Origin of the sequence: Sphingomonas sp. LM7, assembly GCF_002002925.1 — a bacterium.
Taxonomy (GTDB): domain Bacteria; phylum Pseudomonadota; class Alphaproteobacteria; order Sphingomonadales; family Sphingomonadaceae; genus Sphingomonas.
In genome coordinates this window covers 3408488-3427687 of the sequence record NZ_CP019511.1, presented here as the reverse complement: position 1 = coordinate 3427687, position 19200 = coordinate 3408488, and the positions used below count along the sequence as shown (strand labels likewise).

Sequence of the window (19200 nt, the reverse complement as noted above, 5' to 3'; positions counted from 1 at the left end):
TCGGCGATTTCCGGGAAGCGGCGAAGATTAAACGCTGTCCTTGCGAGGCGCGCTCTGCCAGTCTCGCAGTTGCACATGCACCACGGAACAACCTGCTTCGCTTCCGGTTTCGCCTCTTCAGGCGACTTGTGCGTCTCGCTTCACATCCCTGTCACGCGCGCATGGTCGAACCCGTGCTTTCTCCCGCCCGAAAGGACCGCATGAGCCGCAAGCCTGTCCAAGCCCAGTCCGGGGAACGCTCGCGCACCGAGGTCAATTTCGACAAGCCCCAGCTCCTGCCGCAGCTTTTCGGCGAGTATGACAGCAACATCCTCGCGCTCGAGGAGCGGCTGGGCGTGTACATTCACGCCCGCGGCCAGCGCGTCGTCATCGAAGGCTCGGCCGAGGCGGTTGCGCATGCCCGCGAAGTGCTCCAGGAGCTGCACAGCCGGGTGATCCGCGGCGAGGACATCGACACCGGGCTGATCGAGGCTGTGATCGCGATGTCGAGCGAGCCGCCGCTCACCGGCATCCTGCGCTCCGACATCCCCGAGGGCACCGGCGGCGGCGCGCCGCCGATCATGATCCGCACGCGCAAGAAGACGATCGTGCCGCGCTCGGTCGCGCAGACGCATTACATGCGCGAGCTGATGTCGAACGACATGATCTTCGCCCTGGGGCCCGCGGGCACCGGCAAGACCTATCTCGCCGTCGCGCAGGCCGTCGCGCAGCTGATCACCGGCAGCGTACAACGGCTGATCCTGTCTCGCCCCGCGGTCGAGGCGGGCGAGCGGCTGGGCTTCCTGCCCGGCGACATGAAGGAGAAGGTCGATCCCTATCTCCGCCCGATCTACGACGCGCTGTATGATTGTCTTCCCGCCGAACAGGTCGAGCGGAGGATCGCCAGCGGCGAGATCGAGATCGCGCCAATCGCGTTCATGCGCGGCCGTACGCTCGCCGACGCCTTCGTGATCCTCGACGAAGCGCAGAACACCACGCCCGCGCAGATGAAGATGTTCCTCACCCGCTTCGGCGCGAACAGCCGGATGGTGATCTGCGGCGACCCCAACCAGGTCGACTTGCCCGGCGGCCCCGCCGCCTCGGGCCTCAACGACGCCGTGCGCCGGCTCGAAGGCGTCGAAGGCATCTCGTTTTCGTGGTTCACCGCGGCCGACGTCGTCCGCCACCCGATCGTCGGCCGCATCGTCCAGGCCTATGAGGGCCCCAATGCTTGACGTCGCCGCGCTCCGCGAGGAGCCCTGGCCGGAAGGCGAATGGGAAGCCCTCGCCGCGCGCGCGGCAGAGGCCGCCGTAGCGCAATCGCCGTTCGGCGAATGGCTCGGCTGGCCGACGACGATCGAGATCGCCGTGCGGCTGGCGAGCGACGACGAAGTCCAGACTCTCAACCGCCAATATCGTCAGAAGGACAAGCCGACCAACGTTCTGTCCTTTCCGATGGTGCAGCCCGACCTGCTCGAATCGGTGACGCAGAACAGCGACGACGGCGAAGTCCTGCTGGGCGACATCATCCTCGCCCACGGCGTCTGCGCGGCAGAAGCCGAGGAGCGCGGCATCTCCGTGGAGGATCATGCCAGCCACCTGATTGTCCACGGCGTGCTCCATCTGCTAGGCTATGACCATATGGGAGACGCCGAAGCCGAGGCGATGGAGGAAATGGAGCGCGCCGCGCTCGCCAATCTCGGCCTTCACGATCCGTATCCCGTACGCGAGGACTGAACACACACCATGCCCGAGGGCCCCAGTAGTAGCGGTCAGAACACCGCAACCCCCGAGACCCCCAACGAAAGCGGCGGCATATGGCGGGGAATCCGCACCTTGCTGTTCGGCGACGATCAGGAAGAGACGCTGCGCGACCGCATCGAAGAGGCGATCGACGAGCATGAGGACGAAGGCGGCAAGTCGCCCGCCGGCGACCTCGCCCCGATCGAGCGCCAGATGCTCAAGAACCTGCTCCATTTCGGCGAGCGCGATGCCGGCGATGTCGGCGTGCCGCGCGCGGACATCATCGCCGTCGAGGAGACCACCAGCTTCGACGGCCTCGTCCAGCTCTTCGCCGAGGCAGGGCACAGCCGCCTGCCGGTCTATCGCGACGAGCTCGATACGATCATCGGCATGGTCCATATCAAGGACGTGTTCGCAATCCTCGCCACCGGCGCGCCGCAGCCCGAGACGATTGCCGGGCTGATGCGCCAGCCGGTCTATGTCCCGCAATCGATGGGCGTGCTCGACCTGCTTGCCCAGATGCGCGCGAACCGCACCCATCTCGCCATCGTCGTCGATGAATATTCGGGGACCGAAGGCCTGATCACGATCGAGGATCTGATCGAGGAAATCGTCGGCGAGATCGAGGACGAGCATGACGAGGCGCCCACTGCGCTGCTGGTGCCGATCGATGGCGGCGGCTGGGATGCCGATGCACGCGCCGAGCTCGAGGATGTCGCCGAGACCGTCGACGCGCGGCTGGGCGAAGTCGAAGAGGATATCGACACGCTGGGCGGCCTTGCCTTCGTGCTGGCGGGACACGTCCCCGAACCCGGCGAATGCCTGGCGCACCCCAGCGGCTGGACGCTCGAAGTGACCGCGGCCGATTCGCGCAAGGTCACCCGGCTGCGCCTGCATCCGCCCAAGAAGCTCGCCGAGCCCGAGGAATAATCATGCGCAACCGTGTTCTGATCGTGCTCGCCGTGCTGATCGTGCTGGCGATCGGCGCCTGGATCTGGGTCACCCGGCCCGACACTGCCCGCGTCAGCGAGCAGGCCGTCACCGGCCGCGCCCCGCAGCTGACTCCGACGCGCTCCGAAAGCGTGCCTACCGTGGGCATCGCCAAGCCGGTGGGCTGGGCCGGTGGCGCCAAGCCGACGCCCGCTGCCGGGCTTCAGGTCGCCGCCTTTGCCGACAAGCTCGAGCATCCGCGCTGGCTGTATCGCCTGCCCAATGGCGACGTACTGGTGGCGGAGACCAATTCGCCCCCGCGCGAAGGCGGCGGGATCACCGGCTGGGTGATGGGATTGCTGATGGGCCGCGCCGGCGCCACGGTGCCCTCGCCCAACCGCATCACGCTGCTGCGCGACACCAATAACGACGGCGTCGCCGATCAGCGCTCGGCGCTGCTCACCGGCCTCAATTCGCCTACCGGAATGGCGCTGGTCGGCAATTGGCTCTACATCGCCAATACCGACGCGCTGGTCCGCTTTCCGTTCACCCCGGGCGAGACCAAGATCACCGCCAAACCCGAAAAGATCGTCGCGCTGCCCGGCGGCGGTAATCACTGGGCGCGCAACGTCGTCGCCGCGCCCGACGGCAAGACGCTCTATGTCAGCGTCGGCTCCGCATCGAACATCGCCGAGAACGGGCTGGAAGCCGAAGGCACGCTCTATGCCGGCGGCCCGCGCGCCAATGCTGCCCGCACCGGCCGCGCGCTGATCCTCCAGGTATTCCCTGACGCAAAGTTCGCGCGCGTCTTCGCCTGGGGCCTGCGCAATCCCAATGGCATGGCGTTCGAGCCCAAGACCGGCGCGCTGTGGACCGTGGTCAACGAGCGCGACATGCTCGGATCGGACATGCCGCCCGATTACCTGACCCAGGTCGATTTCGGCGCCTTTTACGGCTGGCCGTGGAATTACTGGGGCGGCTATGTCGACAAGCGCGTCACGCCCGAGCGGCCCGATCTGCGCGAATATAGCAAGCGTCCCGATTTCGCGCTCGGCGCGCATGTTGCGCCGCTGGGCCTGACCTTCGCCGGCGATGCCAAGCTGGGCGGCAATTGGGCGAACGGCGCGTTCGTCGGCCTGCACGGATCGTGGAACCGTGAGCCCAAGTCGGGCTACAAGGTCGTCTACGTCCCGTTCGGCGACAACGGCTTCCCGGCCAAGGGCGCCAAGCCCGTCGACGCGCTCACCGGCTTCCTGTCGCCCGACGGCAAGACAACCCGCGGTCGCCCGGTCGGCGTGATCACCGATGCCGGCGGCGCGCTGCTGGTGGCGGATGATGTCGGCAACGTGATCTGGCGGGTCAGCGCAAAATAATCTGCTCCCCGGCCTTTGCCGGGGAACCGTTATCGCAGCAGCATCGTGCCCTTCTCGGCCAGTTTCGCGCGGATCTTCGACGCGAACAGCGCGAGCATCGGCGGCAGATCGACTTCGGCGTGGACGCGATTGTCGAACACCTGCAGCCGGCTCGCCACCTGCTGGCCCATCGCGCTGACGGTGAAGTGGAGCGTATCGCCTTCCCAGCGCTGCTCGACCGTGCCCCCGCCGGGCACGATCTCCGCGATCTTGCCCACGCCTCCAGCGATCCGCGCGCGGGCAGCGTCGCGGCCCAGCTTGTGCGGGATATCGACGATTACGGGGTCAGCCATCAGCGTGCGAACAGATTTGCATCATTACCAAACGCCTTGAACTCGAGAGCGTTTCCGCTGGGATCGCGAAAGAACATCGTCGCCTGCTCGCCGACCTGGCCCTTGAACCGGACATGCGGCGCGATTCCGAACTGGATGCCCGCCGCTTCGACACGCGCGGCCAGCGCTTCCCAGTCCGGTATCGTCAACACCACGCCGAAATGCGGGACGGGGACGTCATGGCCATCCACTTCATTCGAGACCGCGACCGGCTTCGCGGCAGGATCGAGATGCGCGACGATCTGGTGACCGAACAAGTCGAAATCGATCCAATGCCCGGACGAGCGCCCCTCGGCGCAGCCAAGCACGCCGCCATAGAAGCCGCGCGCGGCTTCGAGGTCGTGAACCGGGAAGGCGAAGTGGAAGGGACGTAGGGCCATGTTTGCGGTTTAGCGCGCCTTCCGTGACCCGTCACCCCGGCCTCGTGCCTGGGTCCACCGTGCGGGTGGGGGAGAGCTGGAACCGCTTGCCCTTCCGGTGCGGCATTGGCCCCCGGCACGGGGCCGGGGGCGACGAGAGGGGCCTGCCCCCTCCCCCTCATGCAACGGATCGGCTAAGCACGCCCGCGATGTTCTCCCGCCCCCTGCTCACGGCGCTGGTCGCCGGCCTCGTCTCCGCCACCGGCTTCGCGCCACTCAATCTGTGGCCGGTCACGCTGATCGCCTTCGCGACCCTGCTGTGGCTGAGCTGGTCCGCGCCGACGCGCAAGGCGGTGCTGCTGCGCGGCTGGGTGTTCGGCGTCGGGCATTTCACCGTCGGCAATAACTGGATCCAGCACGCCTTCGACTATCAGGACAAGATGCCCCCGGCGCTCGGCTATTTCGCGGTGGTGCTGCTGGCCTTGTACCTCGCCGTCTATCCGGCATTCGCAATGGGTCTCGCCTGGCGGCTCAGCCGCGCGTTCAGGCGGCGCACCAAGAGCACTGCACCCGATCTCGCCTTCGTGCTTGCCGCCGCCGCCTCGTGGATCCTCACCGAATATCTGCGCGGCGTGTTGTTCACCGGCTATCCGTGGAACCCGCTCGGCGTGATCTGGCTGCCGACGCCGGTGGCGCAGCTCGCTGCATGGACCGGCACCTATGCGCTTTCGGGGATCGCAGTGCTCGTCGCCGGGCTGCTGCTGCTCGCGGCACGGCGCGACTATCGCCCGCTGCTGATCGGCGCGCCGCTGCTGCTGGCGCTGGCATTGCTGCGGGGCGGCTTCGCGCCGGGGCCCGCCGTGCCCGATCCCGCCGCGCCGCGCGTACGCGTGGTCCAGCCCAATATCGGGCAGGAGGGCGTCGGCGACCCGGATTATCCCGAACGCGTGCTGGCCAAGATGCTCGAATGGAGCGGCCGCCCGGGCGCCGCGCCTCGGCTGCTCGTCTGGCCCGAAGGCACGGTCAATTACTATGTCGAAGACGGCTATGCCGACACGCGCTTCTATCGCAGCGGCGATCCCCGCTGGGTGCGCGCGCGGATCGCCGCCAAGCTCGGGCCGCGGGATGTCGCGCTGATCGGCGGGACCTCGCTATTCTTCGGCGCCGATGGCCGGGTGAACGGCGCGGGCAATTCGGTGTGGTCGCTCGATTCGCGCGCCGCACTTGGCCAGCGCTACGACAAGGCGCATCTGGTGCCCTATGGCGAATATCTGCCGATGCGCACGCTGCTCGCCCCGCTCGGCCTCGCCCGGCTGGTGATGGGCGAAGTCGATTTCATTCCCGGCCCCGGCCCCCGTGCGATCGAAACCCCCGGCTTCGGCAAGGCGGGAATTCAGATCTGCTACGAGATCGTCTTCTCGGGCCAGGTAGTCGATCGCGCCAACCGCCCGAACTTCCTGTTCAATCCTTCGAACGACGCCTGGTTCGGCAAATGGGGGCCGCCCCAGCATCTCGCGCAGGCGCGGTTGCGCGCAATCGAGGAAGGGCTGCCGATCCTGCGCTCGACTCCCACCGGCATCTCGGCGGTGATCGACGCACACGGCCGCGTGCTCGAATCGATCCCGCATGGGCAGGAAGGCGCGATCGAACTGGTCCTGCCGCGCCCGCTGCCGCCGACCTTGTTCGCGCAAGCGGGAAACTGGTTAGCCTTTCTTGTCGCCGGTGCCCTGTATTTGTTCGCGATTGCCTTACGGCGCCGTGGCCGCTAGGAGCGACATATAAGGAAAGCTTTATATGGGCATGGCAACGGCCCGGCGATCCTTCCCACGACCCTGAGGAAAATCATGCGTTCCAATTATCTCTTCACGTCCGAATCGGTTTCGGAAGGCCATCCGGACAAGGTCGCCGACCAGATTTCCGACGCCATCGTCGATCTGTTCCTGTCGAAGGACCCCGAGGCGCGCATCGCGTGCGAGACGCTCACCACCACCCAGCTCGTGGTCCTCGCCGGTGAAATCCGCGGCAAGGGAATCATGGACGAAGCCGGCAATTGGGCGCCGGGCGTCAAGGACGAAGTCGAGAAGACCGTCCGCGATACCGTCAAGCGCATCGGCTATGAGCAGGAAGGCTTCCACTGGGAGAGCTTCCGCTTCGAGAACAATTTGCATCCGCAGTCGGCGCACATCGCGCAGGGCGTGGACGCCGGCGGCAACAAGGACGAAGGCGCGGGCGACCAGGGCATCATGTTCGGCTATGCCGCCAACGACACGCCCGACCTGATGCCGGCGACGCTCTATTACAGCCACAAGATCCTCGAGCAGATGGCAGCCGACCGCCATTCCGGCGCCGCGCCGTTCCTCGAGCCCGACGCCAAGAGCCAGGTCACGCTGCGCTACGAGGGCAGCAAGCCCGTCGCCGCCACCGCGATCGTCGTCTCGACCCAGCACGGCAAGGGCTATGACGAAGGCGACAAGGAAGCCGAGCTCCACGCCTATGTGAAGAAAGTCGTCGCGAGCATCCTGCCCGCCGAGCTGCTTTCGGACGCCACCGAATATCACATCAACCCGACCGGCAGCTTCGAGATCGGCGGGCCTGACGGCGACGCCGGGCTCACGGGCCGCAAGATCATCGTCGACACGTACGGCGGCGCAGCCCCGCACGGCGGCGGCGCATTCTCGGGCAAGGATCCGACCAAGGTCGATCGTTCGGCGGCGTACATCACCCGCTATCTGGCGAAGAACATCGTTGCAGCCGGCCTTGCCCAGCGCGTGACGATCCAGCTCGCCTATGCGATCGGCGTGTCCAAGCCGCTGTCGCTGTACGTGGACACCCACGGCACCGGCACCGTCGGCGACGACAAGATCGAGGAAGCGATCATGGGTATCGCGAAGCTGGGCGGCCTCACCCCGCGCGGCATCCGCACCCATCTCGGCCTCAACAAGCCGATCTATCAGAAGACCGCCGCCTACGGGCATTTCGGCCGCAAGGCCGAGGGCGACTTCTTCCCCTGGGAGAAGACCGACCTCGTCGAGGATCTCAAGGCTGCATTGGCCTGATCCCGAACAAACCGACAAAGCACGGGCCGGGGGAGCAATCCTCCGGCCCTTTGCGTTGTAGGTCGTCCAATCAAGAAGCTGGGCAGCCGAAGACGACAGGCGTATCGGTTTCTTGATCTTGACGTCGGACAGTACCGAGCTAGGCGAGGGAATCTACGGAGTTCGCGTTAACCGTCGGGTAACCGCATCTGTTCACTAGCTATGGTGCAAAGGAGCGGGAACGTTGGAGTCGCAAGAAGTGACATCGGAATTGGAACGCAAGCCCGTGTCCGACTCAGGCCTCACCGTCGCCTTCCAGCCGATTGCCGATCTCTCGGCCAGCCGCGTCTACGCCTATGAGGCGATCGTGCAGGGCCGCAACGGCGAGAGCGCCGGCGAAATCTACGCGACGCTCGAAGAGGAGGCCAAGGCCAAGTTCGACCAGCGTTGCGCCGCGGGCGCGATCCGCTGGGCGATGGCCGCCGGGCTGGGCAGCAGCGGCGCACGCCTGCTCATCCCCACGCAGGCCAAGTCGATCGGCGCGCCTGCCGAGTATCTCGATCCGATCCTGCGCGTCGCACGCCAGACCGGGCTTATCCCCGAACGGCTGATCTTCGGACTGGAAGGCTATCAGCAGCTGCCGGGCCGCGATCTCGCTGAAATCATCGACGTTCATCGCAAGGCCGGTCCGCTGACTGCGTTCGTCGGAATCGGTCCGGATCAGGCGGGGCTCGCACTTTGCGGCCGCTACCTTCCCGATCTGGTGAAGCTCGAATCCGAACTCGTCAGCGCGATCGCCAGCAGCTGGTCGCGCCGTCTCGTCCTCGAAGACCTCACCCCGCGGATCCGCCAGCTCGGCCTCAAGGTCATCGCGACCGGAGTCGACAGCGAACCCGTGCTCCAGAAGCTGCGCGGCTTCGGGATCACGCTGGTCCAGGGCGAAGAGATCGCCAGCCCGGCGACCCGCGCGCTTCCCACACCAACGCTGCGTCGCGCCGACGCGGCCTGAAAGCCGTCAGGCGCGCAGCCGCCGGGCTGCGGCATTGACCAGCGCTTCCGATACCGCCCCGATTGCCGCACCCGCGACAACATCGCTGGCGAAATGCCTGCCGCGTGGAAGCTGAATCAGCCCCACCACGATAGCCGCCAGCCCTGCGAGCGGAGCCACTCCCGGATACTCCCGCGTCACCGCCCGGCTCACCGCGACTGCCCCGGCGGTATGACCCGAGGGAAAGCTGTTCCACGGCCCTTCATCCTTGCTGCCCTCGCGATCGCCGTGCAGCGAATAGCGGCCGTCCTTGTGCATCTTGCGCGGCCGCGTCCGATTGACGTGATGCTTGATCGCCGCCTTGATGCCCGTCGCCACCATCTCGCTTGCCAGCATGCGCAGCCCGGCGCGCAGCAGCAGCGGGCGGCGCAGCACCATGCCGGCGCCGATCGTCGCCAGCGACGCACCGATCAAGGGCGGCTGGTCCGCCGCCTCGCTGGCGAAACCCAGGCCCCGCACCACGCGATTCTCGCGATACCGCATGAGCTCCGTCGACACCACCGCGTCGATTCGCTCGGCCTTGCTGGCCTGGCGTGCGGCCCTGGGCGCCTTGAGCTTTTTCCTTGTCATGCCGCAACAACCCGCGAGCGCGCGTGGGGTTCGATAAACGACTCCCGGCGGTACGCAGCGGAACCCCGGAGAATCCCTATCGGTGGGAATCCAACGCGGCGACGCACGGAATGGGCAGCGACGGCATTAACCAATATTTCATCGCTCGAACGAGGAGATCGCATGACCCACACCGCGCCCGCCACTCTGTCGACCGCCACCCTGAACCGCACAGATTCGCGGCTCGATCTGACCATCGGCTTCCACCCGATGGTCGCCAAGGGCGCCGATCGGCCCTTCGCGTGGCAGGCAGTGGCAACCGGCGCGGACGGGCGCAGCTTCGCGGCGATCTCGGCCTCGCTGCTCCCCGAGCAGCGCCCCGCGCTCGAAGCGCGCCGCATCACGCTCGCGCTGGAGCGCGCCGCCGCGCTCGGCCTCGGCCGTGACGAAGCCCTGATCGCGATACCGCTGGGCGCCGCCGCCGGTCTGGCCGAGCCTCTCCTCTCCCATCTGTTCCGCGCTGCGCTCGCCAGCGGTATCGCCACCGATCGCCTGGTCGTCGAGATCAACGCCGACGAGCGCGGCGACGTCGATCACGCCATGGCGCTGGCCGAGGCCTGCACCCGCCGCGGTCTTTCGCTGACGCTCGACGCGTTCGCCGCCGGGCCGGTCGCGCTCAAGCTCCTCGCCCGCTTCACGCCCCGCTTCGTCAAGCTCGATGCGTCGCTGGTCCGCGGCATCGACGCCAGCGCCTCGCGTCGGCTGATGGCCGAGGGCGTGATGCGCCTAGCCCGCAACATGGGCGTCACCGTGATCGCCCGTGGCGTCGAGCGCCGCGGCGAGCATGACGTGCTCCACGCGATGGGCGTGCGCCACTACCAGATCGAGACCGCTGCGATTCCGCAGCCCGACCTGCCCCGCCGCGAGGCGCGCAGCACCCTCACGCAGCCGACGCACCGCCGTCTCGCGCATCACAACCGCAGCGCCTTTCCGCTGCGCGCCGCCCGTCCGGCCGACGCGCCGCTCGCCATGCAGGTTGCGTAGCGCGACGGCGACGCTAACAGGCGCCATGCCTGATCCGATATCCATTCGCCGCCTCTATGGCCGCGCCAAGGGCCATAAGCTGCGTCAGGGCCAGGCGGCCCTTGTCGAGGAAATGCTGCCCGAGCTCAGCGTAGCCGAGAACGGCCCGCTCGATTCGCGCGCGCTGTTCGGCGACGATCGCCCGCTCGAATTCGAGATAGGCTTCGGCGGCGGCGAGCATCTCGCCGGCCAGGCCGCGATGCGCCCCGATCACGGCTTTATCGGCTGCGAGCCGTTCCTCAACGGCGTCGTCGGCGCGCTAAACCACATCCGCGACGAGAAGCTTGCCAATATCCGCCTCCACATGGGCGACGCGCTCGATGTGCTAGAGCGGCTCCCGGACGCCAGTCTCAGCCGGGTCTACCTCCTCCATCCCGATCCGTGGCGGAAAGCGCGCCACGCCAAGCGCCGCATGGTCAATGACGGCCCGCTGGACATGATCGCAGCGAAGCTCAAGCCCGGCGCCGAGTTCCGGCTGGGCACCGACGACCCGACCTATTGCCGCTGGTCGATGATGGTGATGAACCAGCGCCGCGACTTCGCGTGGCAGGCAAACAGCGCCGCCGACTTCCTCACCCGTCCCGCCGACTGGCCCGAGACGCGCTACGAGCGCAAGGCGCGCCGCCAGGGCCATGAAGTGTGGTACTTCCGATACCTGCGGGTTTGAGCGATTTTCATATTTCACGATATTGTTGGTGTTCAGCTATTTACCTATGCCACGACCGCCGATCCTGTCTGGCGTACAAGCGTGCCGCTCAATAGCTTGGCAATAGCCGAACTTGACCGCGTCGCCGACCGAACCAATGGCTGAGGCGTGGGCTGGTGTTCGGACATCTGCCGGCGCGGCTTTCACGGCGCACGCCAAAGGAAAGCGCATGATCGACAAGCTGATTGCGGACGAGGATGGGGTCCCCGTCCATCATGGCGCCTCCAACATTGTGGCGGACTCTCGCAACGGGCTTCCAGCGCATCGGAATCCGTTTTGAAGTGACCGAGGCAGTCTTGAACCATGGCAGCGAAGGAGCAACGCCTATGACGATTTTGCCGGGAAGCTGAACCGCAAGGTGGTTGCACGCCTATCTCATCGACGCGCAATATAATTGACCCAGGCGACGTCTGCGCCAACCGGCAATAACGGCGGAGTTTAGGGCGCAACGCATGGCGTTTTGGTGTGTTAGAGCTTGCCCTGCGCGAGCAACTCGCGGGTGCGCTTCAGCGTGGACAGGAGGGCAGCCTTGTAACCCTTGTCGCTATCGAACTGCGCCTGCTCGGCCTGTTCTTCGGGGCCGCCGGGCTGCTTGTCGCGGAGTCCGAGATAGCAGTAGAATTTGAGCTGTAGCTCGCCTGCTTCGTCCTCGAGCAGCTCGTTGATGATCGCGCCTTCGCGCGGGCCGGTGGCCTGGAAAAAGGTGACCTTGCGCTGCGGTTCCAGCACGATGATCTCGCGCAGATCGGCACCTGCGATCGTGGCGTCGCGAACGAAGTGCGTAGCGCTCTCCTCCGTTACGTCGCAGCGGGTGCACAGGCCTGGAGGAAGGAACAGTCGGGCGTCGCGGGCCTTGCGCTCGAGGCCTTTCCAGACCTGCTCTCGGGTGAGTCTGGTTTCACCTTGCGGGTTCACCGCGACGGTTGCGGTCGAATAGATCATGTCGGTAGTCCTTGTTTGAATGATTGAAATGGATGGCTGTCAGCCGGCGATTTGCGCGACATGGTCGCGATAGGTGCGCAGGGGGCGGCCCAGCAGCTTGGTCAACCGGTCGATGTCGCCGATATCGGGCAACATGCCATCGCTTAGGAAGCGCTCGGCCATCAGGCGCATGTCGAACGCCATCCAGCTCGGCATGAACGTCCTCAGGTTCGTCTCGAAGCCGGCGGTATCACTCCCGGGATAGGTGATCGTGCGGCCCAGCACCTCCGTCCAGATCGCGGCGGCATCCGCGCCGGTCAGCGTATCGGGACCGACCAAGTTGATGCGGTCGATAGGCAGCGGCGTTGCCGACCGCTCGCGGCGGATCAGCTCGAGCGCGGCGATCTCGCCGACGTCGCGGGCGTCGATCATCGCGAGACCCTTGTCGCCGAGCGGCATGGGGTAGACGCCGTAGCCGATGACCACGTCCTTGATACCGATCTCGTTGTCCATGAAATAGGCCGGACGTAGGATCGTGGCGTTCATGCCCAGCTGCTCGATCATCCGCTCGACGCCGAACTTGCCCGCGAAATGCGGCACGTTCACGTAGATGTCGCTATGGATCACCGACAGGTAGACGATCCGCTCGATCCCGGCCTCGCGAGCGACGTTGAGCGCGATCAGCGCCTGGGTATATTCGTCCGAGACGACGCCGTTCAACAGGAACAGGGTGGAGACGCCCGACATGGCGCTTCGCAGCGAGTCCACATCGAGCAGGTCGCCCTGGACGACTTTCACGTCGGCCGCAAAGCTCGCCTTGGCAGGATCGCGGACCAGTGCGCGCACATCGGCGCCCCGCGTCACAAGCTGTTCGACAACGTTGCGCCCGACATTGCCGGTCGCGCCGGTTACGAGAATGGTCATTGGGGTCACTCCTTGAGTTTAGGCCGTTTGGCTGTCCCCAAATTATCGATCCACATTCGCGCCACCAGCCGCTATATTTGGACAGACAGTCTCACCGGTGGAACACATGGACCTTCTTGCGCTTGCCGATTTCAATCTGGTCGCCCGTCATGGTGGATTCGGAAAAGCGTCCCGGGCGGCCGGTCGCCCTAAAGCGACGCTGTCCCGGCGCGTCGCGGAGCTGGAGGCTAGCCTGGGCCTGCGGCTGTTCGAGCGCGGAGCGCGGGCGCTAAAGCTGACTGAAGAAGGGCGGGCCTTGTTCGAGCGGACCGGGCTGCTGCTCACCGAACTTGATGAAACTGCCGCGGCAATTGCCTCGGGCGGACAAACTCCGAGAGGCCGACTGCGGATCAGTGCGCCGTTGCTCTTTTCGCAAATCGCGATGGGGAAGCTCGCGGCGAGTTTTGCGCTGAAATACCCCGAGGTTCGGCTCGAAGTCACCACCGAGGACCGCCCCGTCGACATGATCGAGGAAGCCTATGACCTTGTAATCCGCGTCAACCCGGAGCCGGATGAAAGCCTCGTAGGACGGGTGTTCCTTCATGATCGGCTGGTTGTCGTGGCGAGCCCCGCACTGCCGTTCCCTAAAGACGGAGTCGCAGCCCCGGTCGTGGTGCGGGGACCCGCAGGTCCGAGCAATGCCTGGGAGATGACGACTTCGGCGGGAAAGGCGCGAATTATGGTCCGTCCGGTCCTGCGCCTGTCTTCGCTCGTCATGGTCCGCGACGCGGTTCGAACAGGAGCTTTAGCGGCACGTCTGCCTGTGTCCCTGGTCAGCCACGACCTCGCCGCGGGGACAATGGTGCATTGGGGCGACGTGGAAGGATCCGATATCGCGCTCTGGACGCTATATCCGACGCGGCGGCTGCTTAGCGCTCGAGTTTCGGCGTTCCTGGATCATCTGAAGGCGGCCTTCCCACGAGGAACGCCTGATGAACTCGCAGCCTATGTGAAGGGATGATGCTGGCCCCAATAGATGTCGGCAACCTTGACGGCCGGCGCCGGTGGTCCGCGTAGCGATGGTTGGTTCCCGATTGCATGAACGGAACACTGAGCTATGGAACACATAGGGAACGTCGTTTTCCAGACTCCGACTTAGGTGCAGAAGATGACCAACTCCTTGGAACCCGATGCACCGAGCGGCCTGTCTTTCGGACGCTGGCTCCTGACCCAGCGCGACCGCGGAGATTGGATCGACGGCATCGCCGATGCAGCGCGTGCTGACCGTACGTTCCCCACGGACGGCGATCCCGAGGCAGTGCGAGCACATCTCCGCAAGCAGCAAGCTGACGGCGACGCTTTTCAGGCGATAGACGATGCCGAAAGCGACTGGCAGAACGCCTGAAGGAGTTGCCGCTAGTCCTGCTTGGCAGCGGGTAGACGCTGCGCCAGGACAGCGATGCCTTCGCCGACGAAAGAGGCCGAGGACGCGCCGTCGATCTGCACTGCCCGTTCGGGCGTAAGCTTGGCGCCGGTCCTGTGCTCAGGGTCGAGTTCGAGCCAAGCCCGCACTGCGCCCTCGAGGCTGGTGACCTCGGCAAGATCGCCATCGCCACGCGGCACGTCCTCGAGCGCAGCGCTCATGCGCCAGTCGATCTCGGGAGTCTTGGCGTCCTCGCCCCAGGTAGCTTCGGCCATGGCTCTTCAATCCTTCTAGGCTCCCGAGCGGATCGCTTCAGCGCCGCCGGCATGTGATCCGTCTGATGCACAAGCCGGGAGAGAGTATATTGTTCATCGCCTAAAGAGCGGGGCCGATCGCTGCTCGAAGCGTTTGAGGCTCAAGCGGCGAAAATCGCCCCCGGAGAACAAGATGCGGACCGTCACGATCGCGGGCGATGAAAGCGTGCCACGCCTCGGCCAGGGGACATGGAACATGGGCGAGCAGGCGGGGCGGCGGCACGACGAAATCGCCGCCCTACGCACTGGCATCGACTTGGGAATGACGCTGGTGGACACGGCCGAGATGTACGGTGACGGCGCGACGGAGGAGCTGGTCGGCGAGGCGATCGACGGCATCCGCGACGATGTCTTCCTTGTCAGCAAGGCCTATCCGCAGAATGCTTCGCGCACGCGCTTGCAGGCGGCCTGCGAGGCAAGCCTTCGCCGTCTTCGCACCGACCGCCTCGACCTATATCTTCTCCACTGGCGTGGGCGCGTTCCGCTGGCGGAGACGATAGAGGCCATGCAGTCTCTGAAGAACGCGGGCAAGATACGCCATTGGGGCGTCAGCAACCTCGACACCGACGACATGGCGGAACTGATCGATGCCGGCGGCGCGTCCTGCGTAACGGATCAGGTTCTCTATAACCTCACGCGACGTGGGCCCGAATTGGAATTGCTGCCCTGGCTCGCCGACCATGGGATGTCGACGATGGCCTATAGTCCGGTCGAACAGGGACGATTGATAGAGAATCCCAAGCTGGCGCGCGTCGCGGCTGAGCTTGGTTCGACGCCGTCGCAGGTGGCGCTGGCATGGGTCATGCGGCAGCCCGGCATGATCGCCATTCCTAAGGCTGGCACGGTCGCCCATGTTCTGGAAAATCATGGAGCGACCGATATACAGCTGACAGATGACGCGTTGGCGGCGCTGGATGCGTTCTTTCCAAGACCGCCGGGCCGCGTGCCCCTGGAAATGCTCTAGCCCGCACCAAGATATCGTTCGATCAGTCGATCTGAACGGAAGGTATGATCCGCCGCCATTCGGCCCGTTGGTTCAGGCGAGTTCGAGCTCGAGGGCCGCGAACTCAGATTTCGGCCTAACCGGCAGCTCATCGTAAACGATGAGGTGCTGGCTGCGGCCGCCGTGCATGCCGGAGCGGGCCTGGTCTATATGCTGGCGGATGACGTCGCCGCGGAGATCGCCGATGGCCGCCTGATCCAGGGTGCTCGACGCATGGTGCCCACCTTTTCCGGGCTGCCATCTCTACTACCCGAGCCGACGCGTAACGCCGGCGCTGCGGGTGTTGATCGATTTCCTTCGCTGGAAAGCGGCGACCGGGATTGATTGCCTGCGCGGCCCCTCGAGCGGGACCGCGCTGGCCGCTCACGCGCCCATCGACCGGCTGCGGGCGCCGAGCCTGTCAGGCCTTCACGAACCGATAGGCGAAGCGGTCGGTCGCGCCCTTGATGGCGGGGTCGAACACCTTGATCGTATGCGCATCGTCGGGGTCTGCGAGCAGGGTGCTTTCCGCATCCAGCGCGAATCCGGCCGCCTCGACCTCCTCACGCACGGACGCAGGGTCGATCCGATGCAGCACCGGAGTATCGCTCGTGCCGGTGCCGGCGGCGGCGGCGTGATCGACGATGACGTAGTAGCCACCGGGCCTGAGCAGCGCATAGACGACGCGATTGAACTCCGCCGCCGTCGCGCCCTTGGCCTGGATCAACGCGGTGTGAAGATCGTGGTAGAACAGGTGCACCCATACGACATCCGCAGACTGTGTGACCTCTGGCATCGCCACCATGTCCGCAGAGACGGCTTTGACGTTCGCTCGGCCAGGTTCGTTCGCCAGCGCCTGGATGAGGCCGACCGGATCGTTCTTGAAGTGGGCGACTTCGGCCGGCACGAAGCTATAGACCCGTCCTTCGGGCCCCACGACGTCGGAGAACAGACGCGTCCAATCGCCCTCGCCGGGGTAGACGTCGATAACGGTGGCGCCAACCTCGACGCGCGCGAACGCGGTCAGCTCGGAAAGCGTGGATTGGTCGTACATCGGGATATCCTCTTGCGGTTTGCCATCAGTCGAACTTGACCAGGTCCTTGAAGATCAGCTGACCCCAGCTGTTTCCGTGCGCCTGGACAAGTAGCCCGCCTTCGGACAGCCCACCAAGTCTGATCGGTGCAAAGCCGAGATTCTCCGCAAGCGTGCCGACTTCCGCTGCCGCAGCGTCGTCGTCGCTCGCCAGGAACACCACACGCCTGCCGCCATGTATCGCCGGGTCCTGATCGAGGACGGCCGCGACCAGATGGTTGAAGCCCTTGACCACCCTGGCGCCTGCGAATGCCTTCGCGACGACCTTGGCGGAAGGCAATCCGCTGAGTTCTTCATCGGGCACGCCATAGGCGTTGGTCACATCGACGATGATCTTCCCCTGCCAGCTGGGCAGCGCCTTGGCGACAGCCGGGTGCTGCTGGAACCTGACAGCCAGGAAGAGGACGTCAGCCTTGGCGGCTTCGGCGAGCGTTGCGGGTTCGACCCCAGGTCCGATTGCGGCCGCAGTGGATGCAAAGCTCTCCGGGTCGCGCGTGGTGGCGACTGATACCTCGATGCCGCTTCGGGCAAATGCCCGGGCGAGCGTCTGGCCGATGTCGCCGAAGCCGATGATTGCGTAGGTCATGATACTCTCCAATCGTGTGTGATGCAGGGGGTCAGACTTGTGCCATGCATCCCGGATTGGGCCAGCGAGGGGGAGGTACGCGTCACCGGCGTTCCCTTCCGGGTTACGGACGCCGGAGCGGAGATCGCCGCTGTACGGCAAGGGCTCGGGATTACGACACTGCCGTGCTTCGTGGGAGATGCCGACCCTCTGCTCGTGCGGGTGCCGGGCACCGAGCTGCATTTGTACGGCACGCTCTGGATTCTCACCCAGGGGGAGACACGCAAGACAAAGCGCGTGCGGCTCTTCACGGAGTTCATATCTCGCAAGCTCGTCGCCTATGCGCCGCTCCTGTCGGGGCTTGCCTTATCGGGCCACTGACGCCCCGGCCGGGGATGACGACGCCTCATTCATCCCAAATGCAGCCGGCAAATATCGCCGACGTCTCCATCGGCGACGCGGGGCCAAGGCGATGCCCTTGCTCTTAATTTGCCCCCCAGAGAGATGGCGCCTCTCATTACAGTTATGGCTTCAGCCACTAGGTCTGGCACTCCGCTATTTGCGAGTCTGACCGGCGTACCAGTCGGCATAGGGCGTGTTGCGAACCATTTTGCGGTTGAGATCCGGCGCGCCATCATCCCACCAAGCCGGTCCGCGTTCGCCGAGCGCCTGTTTGGCGGCATCGACCTGCGCACGCGCCGCCGTCTCGTCCGAAGCGTCCCCTGCGCGTAACGCCGCGCCGACGGCTCGGCGCGCGGCCATGAGGTCGGTAACAAGGCCCGCGCGCACGCCCTCGTCCAACGCCGGGTTCGCCATCCGCCACAATCGCTCGCGCACCACGAAATACCGGCCGTCGGGCGTGACCGGGTATTTCACAGGTCGAGCTCGACCCACACCGGCGCATGGTCGCTGGTCTTTTCCCAGCCACGCACATGCGAATCGACTTCCGCCGCCCTGAGCCGCTTCGCGGCAGGCGCATTGAGCAGCAGATGGTCGATGCGCAGCCCGGCGTTGCGGGCGTAAGCATTCCGGAAATAGTCCCAGAAGGTATAGATCGTCTCGTCGGGATGCAGCGTGCGCAGCGCGTCGATCCAGCCCTGCCCGAGCATCCGGAAATAGGCAGCGCGCACTTCCGGCGCGAACAGCGCGTCGTCCAGCCAGCGTTCGGGTTTATAGACATCGCGATCGGTGGGCATCACATTGTAATCGCCCGCGATCACCACCGGCGCATCCATCGCGATCAGCGTCGCGGCATGATCGATCAGCCGATCGAACCAGCGCAGCTTATAGTCGAATTTCGGTCCGGGCCTGGGATTGCCGTTGGGCAAATAGAGTCCGCCGACCAGCACACCGTTCACCGCCGCCTCGATATAGCGGCTATGGCTGTCGTCGGGATCGCCGGGCAGCCCGCGCCGCGTTTCGACGGGATCGCAGCCACGCGCCAGGATCGCAACGCCGTTCCAGCTCTTCTGCCCGTGCCAGATCGCGCCATAGCCCGCGTCGCGGATCGCGCTTTCCGGGAATTTTTCGTCCGGCGCCTTGAGTTCCTGGAGGCACACCACGTCGGGCGCGCTTTCGGCGAGCCAGCGCAGCAGCACCGGCAGCCGGCCGTTGACGCCGTTCACATTGTAGGTCGCAATCCGCACGCGGCATCCTCCTCGCCCGACAAGGTCCGCGGAGCGCAAAGGGTTCCCATTCCTCCCGGTTGACCCGCGCACGACCCGCGCCTAGGGGGCGGCAGCGTGGGTCCGTAGCTCAGTTGGTAGAGCAAGCGACTTTTAATCGAGAGGTCATGGGTTCGAATCCCATCGGACCCACCACCT

24 protein-coding genes and 1 tRNA gene are annotated in these 19200 nt (G+C 65.6%); 15 read left to right on the top strand and 10 right to left on the bottom strand.

What is annotated here, in order from left to right:
• Window positions 1-200: 200 nt before the first annotated feature.
• Genes BXU08_RS15965 through BXU08_RS15950 form a run of 4 tightly spaced genes read left to right on the top strand, consistent with a single transcriptional unit; the run spans window position 201 to window position 4025 of the window.
• Window positions 201-1214 carry a PhoH family protein gene (locus tag BXU08_RS15965; RefSeq protein ID WP_077510950.1) on the top strand — a complete coding sequence of 338 codons (1014 nt, stop codon included), beginning with the start codon at window positions 201-203 and terminating at the stop codon, window positions 1212-1214.
• Entirely contained in the window at window positions 1207-1716 is a 510-nt protein-coding gene (gene ybeY, locus BXU08_RS15960) for an rRNA maturation RNase YbeY (protein WP_077510949.1), read from the top strand. The genes BXU08_RS15965 and ybeY overlap by 8 nt, the downstream gene beginning before the upstream one ends.
• 9 nt (window positions 1717-1725) lie before the next feature.
• Window positions 1726-2652: a hemolysin family protein gene (locus BXU08_RS15955; protein ID WP_077510948.1), complete on the top strand. Its 927-nt coding sequence runs from the start codon at window positions 1726-1728 to the stop codon at window positions 2650-2652.
• Window positions 2653-2654: 2 nt separating this feature from the next.
• A complete protein-coding gene (locus BXU08_RS15950) occupies window positions 2655-4025 on the top strand; it encodes a sorbosone dehydrogenase family protein (RefSeq protein ID WP_077510947.1) in 1371 nt (456 codons plus the stop codon).
• 29 nt (window positions 4026-4054) lie between these two features.
• On the opposite strand, the gene BXU08_RS15945 is transcribed toward BXU08_RS15950, so the two are convergent.
• Together BXU08_RS15945 and BXU08_RS15940 are read right to left on the bottom strand one after the other, a co-directional pair.
• Window positions 4055-4357: a polyhydroxyalkanoic acid system family protein gene (locus BXU08_RS15945; RefSeq protein WP_077510946.1), complete on the bottom strand. Its 303-nt coding sequence runs from the start codon at window positions 4355-4357 to the stop codon at window positions 4055-4057.
• Window positions 4357-4776 (bottom strand): VOC family protein, encoded by a 420-nt coding sequence (locus BXU08_RS15940; RefSeq protein WP_077510945.1) that lies wholly within the window; start codon window positions 4774-4776, stop codon window positions 4357-4359. The genes BXU08_RS15945 and BXU08_RS15940 overlap by 1 nt, the downstream gene beginning before the upstream one ends.
• A 188-nt stretch (window positions 4777-4964) precedes the next feature.
• Here BXU08_RS15940 and lnt point away from each other — a divergent pair, with 188 nt between their 5' ends.
• From lnt to BXU08_RS15925, 3 genes are all read left to right on the top strand, one after another.
• Window positions 4965-6524, top strand: a complete 1560-nt coding sequence (gene lnt, locus BXU08_RS15935; protein ID WP_077510944.1) for an apolipoprotein N-acyltransferase — start codon at window positions 4965-4967, stop codon at window positions 6522-6524.
• A gap of 75 nt (window positions 6525-6599) precedes the next feature.
• Window positions 6600-7811 (top strand): methionine adenosyltransferase, encoded by a 1212-nt coding sequence (gene metK, locus BXU08_RS15930; protein ID WP_077510943.1) that lies wholly within the window; start codon window positions 6600-6602, stop codon window positions 7809-7811.
• Window positions 7812-8076: 265 nt separating this feature from the next.
• Window positions 8077-8799 (top strand): EAL domain-containing protein, encoded by a 723-nt coding sequence (locus BXU08_RS15925; RefSeq protein WP_171982543.1) that lies wholly within the window; start codon window positions 8077-8079, stop codon window positions 8797-8799.
• 6 nt (window positions 8800-8805) lie between these two features.
• Here BXU08_RS15925 and BXU08_RS15920 read toward each other — a convergent pair whose 3' ends face one another.
• Complete coding sequence (locus tag BXU08_RS15920) at window positions 8806-9408, bottom strand: phosphatase PAP2 family protein (RefSeq protein WP_077512499.1); 603 nt, start codon at window positions 9406-9408, stop codon at window positions 8806-8808.
• A gap of 162 nt (window positions 9409-9570) precedes the next feature.
• Here BXU08_RS15920 and BXU08_RS15915 point away from each other — a divergent pair, with 162 nt between their 5' ends.
• Window positions 9571-10431 carry an EAL domain-containing protein gene (locus tag BXU08_RS15915; protein WP_171982542.1) on the top strand — a complete coding sequence of 287 codons (861 nt, stop codon included), beginning with the start codon at window positions 9571-9573 and terminating at the stop codon, window positions 10429-10431.
• A 25-nt stretch (window positions 10432-10456) separates the two neighbouring features.
• Window positions 10457-11137, top strand: a complete 681-nt coding sequence (locus BXU08_RS15910) for a tRNA (guanosine(46)-N(7))-methyltransferase TrmB (RefSeq protein WP_077510940.1) — start codon at window positions 10457-10459, stop codon at window positions 11135-11137.
• Between the two features lie 507 nt (window positions 11138-11644).
• On the opposite strand, the gene BXU08_RS15905 is transcribed toward BXU08_RS15910, so the two are convergent.
• Both BXU08_RS15905 and BXU08_RS15900 read right to left on the bottom strand, forming a co-directional pair.
• The gene (locus BXU08_RS15905) at window positions 11645-12118 is read right to left on the bottom strand and encodes an AtaL-like protein (protein ID WP_077510939.1); all 474 of its coding nucleotides are present in this window, start codon (window positions 12116-12118) and stop codon (window positions 11645-11647) included.
• A gap of 39 nt (window positions 12119-12157) precedes the next feature.
• Complete coding sequence (locus BXU08_RS15900; protein ID WP_077510938.1) at window positions 12158-13021, bottom strand: SDR family oxidoreductase; 864 nt, start codon at window positions 13019-13021, stop codon at window positions 12158-12160.
• A 106-nt stretch (window positions 13022-13127) separates the two neighbouring features.
• Between BXU08_RS15900 and BXU08_RS15895 the strand changes: the two genes are divergently transcribed.
• Window positions 13128-14021, top strand: a complete 894-nt coding sequence (locus tag BXU08_RS15895; protein ID WP_077510937.1) for a LysR family transcriptional regulator — start codon at window positions 13128-13130, stop codon at window positions 14019-14021.
• A 147-nt stretch (window positions 14022-14168) separates the two neighbouring features.
• Window positions 14169-14405, top strand: coding sequence for a YozE family protein (locus BXU08_RS15890; RefSeq protein ID WP_077512497.1), 237 nt, complete (start codon window positions 14169-14171; stop codon window positions 14403-14405).
• A gap of 11 nt (window positions 14406-14416) precedes the next feature.
• On the opposite strand, the gene BXU08_RS15885 is transcribed toward BXU08_RS15890, so the two are convergent.
• Complete coding sequence (locus BXU08_RS15885) at window positions 14417-14698, bottom strand: hypothetical protein (protein WP_077510936.1); 282 nt, start codon at window positions 14696-14698, stop codon at window positions 14417-14419.
• A gap of 172 nt (window positions 14699-14870) precedes the next feature.
• Here BXU08_RS15885 and BXU08_RS15880 point away from each other — a divergent pair, with 172 nt between their 5' ends.
• The gene (locus tag BXU08_RS15880; protein ID WP_077510935.1) at window positions 14871-15701 is read left to right on the top strand and encodes an aldo/keto reductase; all 831 of its coding nucleotides are present in this window, start codon (window positions 14871-14873) and stop codon (window positions 15699-15701) included.
• A 144-nt stretch (window positions 15702-15845) separates the two neighbouring features.
• Complete coding sequence (locus tag BXU08_RS20215) at window positions 15846-16064, top strand: hypothetical protein (RefSeq protein ID WP_253190395.1); 219 nt, start codon at window positions 15846-15848, stop codon at window positions 16062-16064.
• Between the two features lie 76 nt (window positions 16065-16140).
• Here BXU08_RS20215 and BXU08_RS15870 read toward each other — a convergent pair whose 3' ends face one another.
• Both BXU08_RS15870 and BXU08_RS15865 read right to left on the bottom strand, forming a co-directional pair.
• Window positions 16141-16773, bottom strand: a complete 633-nt coding sequence (locus BXU08_RS15870; RefSeq protein WP_077510934.1) for a class I SAM-dependent methyltransferase — start codon at window positions 16771-16773, stop codon at window positions 16141-16143.
• 25 nt (window positions 16774-16798) lie between these two features.
• Window positions 16799-17398, bottom strand: coding sequence for an NADPH-dependent F420 reductase (locus tag BXU08_RS15865; RefSeq protein WP_077510933.1), 600 nt, complete (start codon window positions 17396-17398; stop codon window positions 16799-16801).
• A gap of 21 nt (window positions 17399-17419) precedes the next feature.
• On the opposite strand from BXU08_RS15865, the gene BXU08_RS15860 reads away from it, so the two are divergent.
• Window positions 17420-17758, top strand: a complete 339-nt coding sequence (locus BXU08_RS15860) for a LysR substrate-binding domain-containing protein (protein WP_253190608.1) — start codon at window positions 17420-17422, stop codon at window positions 17756-17758.
• 174 nt (window positions 17759-17932) lie between these two features.
• Here the strand turns inward: BXU08_RS15860 and BXU08_RS15855 are convergent, their stop codons facing one another.
• Together BXU08_RS15855 and xth are read right to left on the bottom strand one after the other, a co-directional pair.
• On the bottom strand, window positions 17933-18253 hold the full coding sequence (locus BXU08_RS15855) for a hypothetical protein (RefSeq protein WP_077510932.1): 321 nt from the start codon (window positions 18251-18253) through the stop codon (window positions 17933-17935).
• Window positions 18250-19023: an exodeoxyribonuclease III gene (xth, locus tag BXU08_RS15850; protein ID WP_077510931.1), complete on the bottom strand. Its 774-nt coding sequence runs from the start codon at window positions 19021-19023 to the stop codon at window positions 18250-18252. Before xth ends, BXU08_RS15855 begins: the two co-directional genes overlap by 4 nt.
• 98 nt (window positions 19024-19121) lie before the next feature.
• On the opposite strand from xth, the gene BXU08_RS15845 reads away from it, so the two are divergent.
• Window positions 19122-19197 (top strand) — tRNA-Lys (locus tag BXU08_RS15845).
• Window positions 19198-19200: the final 3 nt, after the last annotated feature.

Bases quoted from the DNA above. Each gene is read 5' to 3' on its own strand.
- BXU08_RS15965 (WP_077510950.1), top strand. From the start codon at position 201: ATGAGCCGCAAGCCTGTCCAAGCCCAGTCCGGGGAACGCTCGCGCACC.
- ybeY (WP_077510949.1), top strand. From the start codon at position 1,207: ATGCTTGACGTCGCCGCGCTCCGCGAGGAGCCCTGGCCGGAAGGCGAA.
- BXU08_RS15955 (WP_077510948.1), top strand. From the start codon at position 1,726: ATGCCCGAGGGCCCCAGTAGTAGCGGTCAGAACACCGCAACCCCCGAG.
- BXU08_RS15950 (WP_077510947.1), top strand. From the start codon at position 2,655: ATGCGCAACCGTGTTCTGATCGTGCTCGCCGTGCTGATCGTGCTGGCG.
- BXU08_RS15945 (WP_077510946.1), bottom strand. From the start codon at position 4,357: ATGGCTGACCCCGTAATCGTCGATATCCCGCACAAGCTGGGCCGCGAC.
- BXU08_RS15940 (WP_077510945.1), bottom strand. From the start codon at position 4,776: ATGGCCCTACGTCCCTTCCACTTCGCCTTCCCGGTTCACGACCTCGAA.
- lnt (WP_077510944.1), top strand. From the start codon at position 4,965: ATGTTCTCCCGCCCCCTGCTCACGGCGCTGGTCGCCGGCCTCGTCTCC.
- metK (WP_077510943.1), top strand. From the start codon at position 6,600: ATGCGTTCCAATTATCTCTTCACGTCCGAATCGGTTTCGGAAGGCCAT.
- BXU08_RS15920 (WP_077512499.1), bottom strand. From the start codon at position 9,408: ATGACAAGGAAAAAGCTCAAGGCGCCCAGGGCCGCACGCCAGGCCAGC.
- BXU08_RS15915 (WP_171982542.1), top strand. From the start codon at position 9,571: ATGACCCACACCGCGCCCGCCACTCTGTCGACCGCCACCCTGAACCGC.
- BXU08_RS15910 (WP_077510940.1), top strand. From the start codon at position 10,457: ATGCCTGATCCGATATCCATTCGCCGCCTCTATGGCCGCGCCAAGGGC.
- BXU08_RS15905 (WP_077510939.1), bottom strand. From the start codon at position 12,118: ATGATCTATTCGACCGCAACCGTCGCGGTGAACCCGCAAGGTGAAACC.
- BXU08_RS15900 (WP_077510938.1), bottom strand. From the start codon at position 13,021: ATGACCATTCTCGTAACCGGCGCGACCGGCAATGTCGGGCGCAACGTT.
- BXU08_RS15895 (WP_077510937.1), top strand. From the start codon at position 13,128: ATGGACCTTCTTGCGCTTGCCGATTTCAATCTGGTCGCCCGTCATGGT.
- BXU08_RS15890 (WP_077512497.1), top strand. From the start codon at position 14,169: ATGACCAACTCCTTGGAACCCGATGCACCGAGCGGCCTGTCTTTCGGA.
- BXU08_RS15885 (WP_077510936.1), bottom strand. From the start codon at position 14,698: ATGGCCGAAGCTACCTGGGGCGAGGACGCCAAGACTCCCGAGATCGAC.
- BXU08_RS15880 (WP_077510935.1), top strand. From the start codon at position 14,871: ATGCGGACCGTCACGATCGCGGGCGATGAAAGCGTGCCACGCCTCGGC.
- BXU08_RS15870 (WP_077510934.1), bottom strand. From the start codon at position 16,773: ATGTACGACCAATCCACGCTTTCCGAGCTGACCGCGTTCGCGCGCGTC.
- BXU08_RS15865 (WP_077510933.1), bottom strand. From the start codon at position 17,398: ATGACCTACGCAATCATCGGCTTCGGCGACATCGGCCAGACGCTCGCC.
- BXU08_RS15860 (WP_253190608.1), top strand. From the start codon at position 17,420: ATGCAGGGGGTCAGACTTGTGCCATGCATCCCGGATTGGGCCAGCGAG.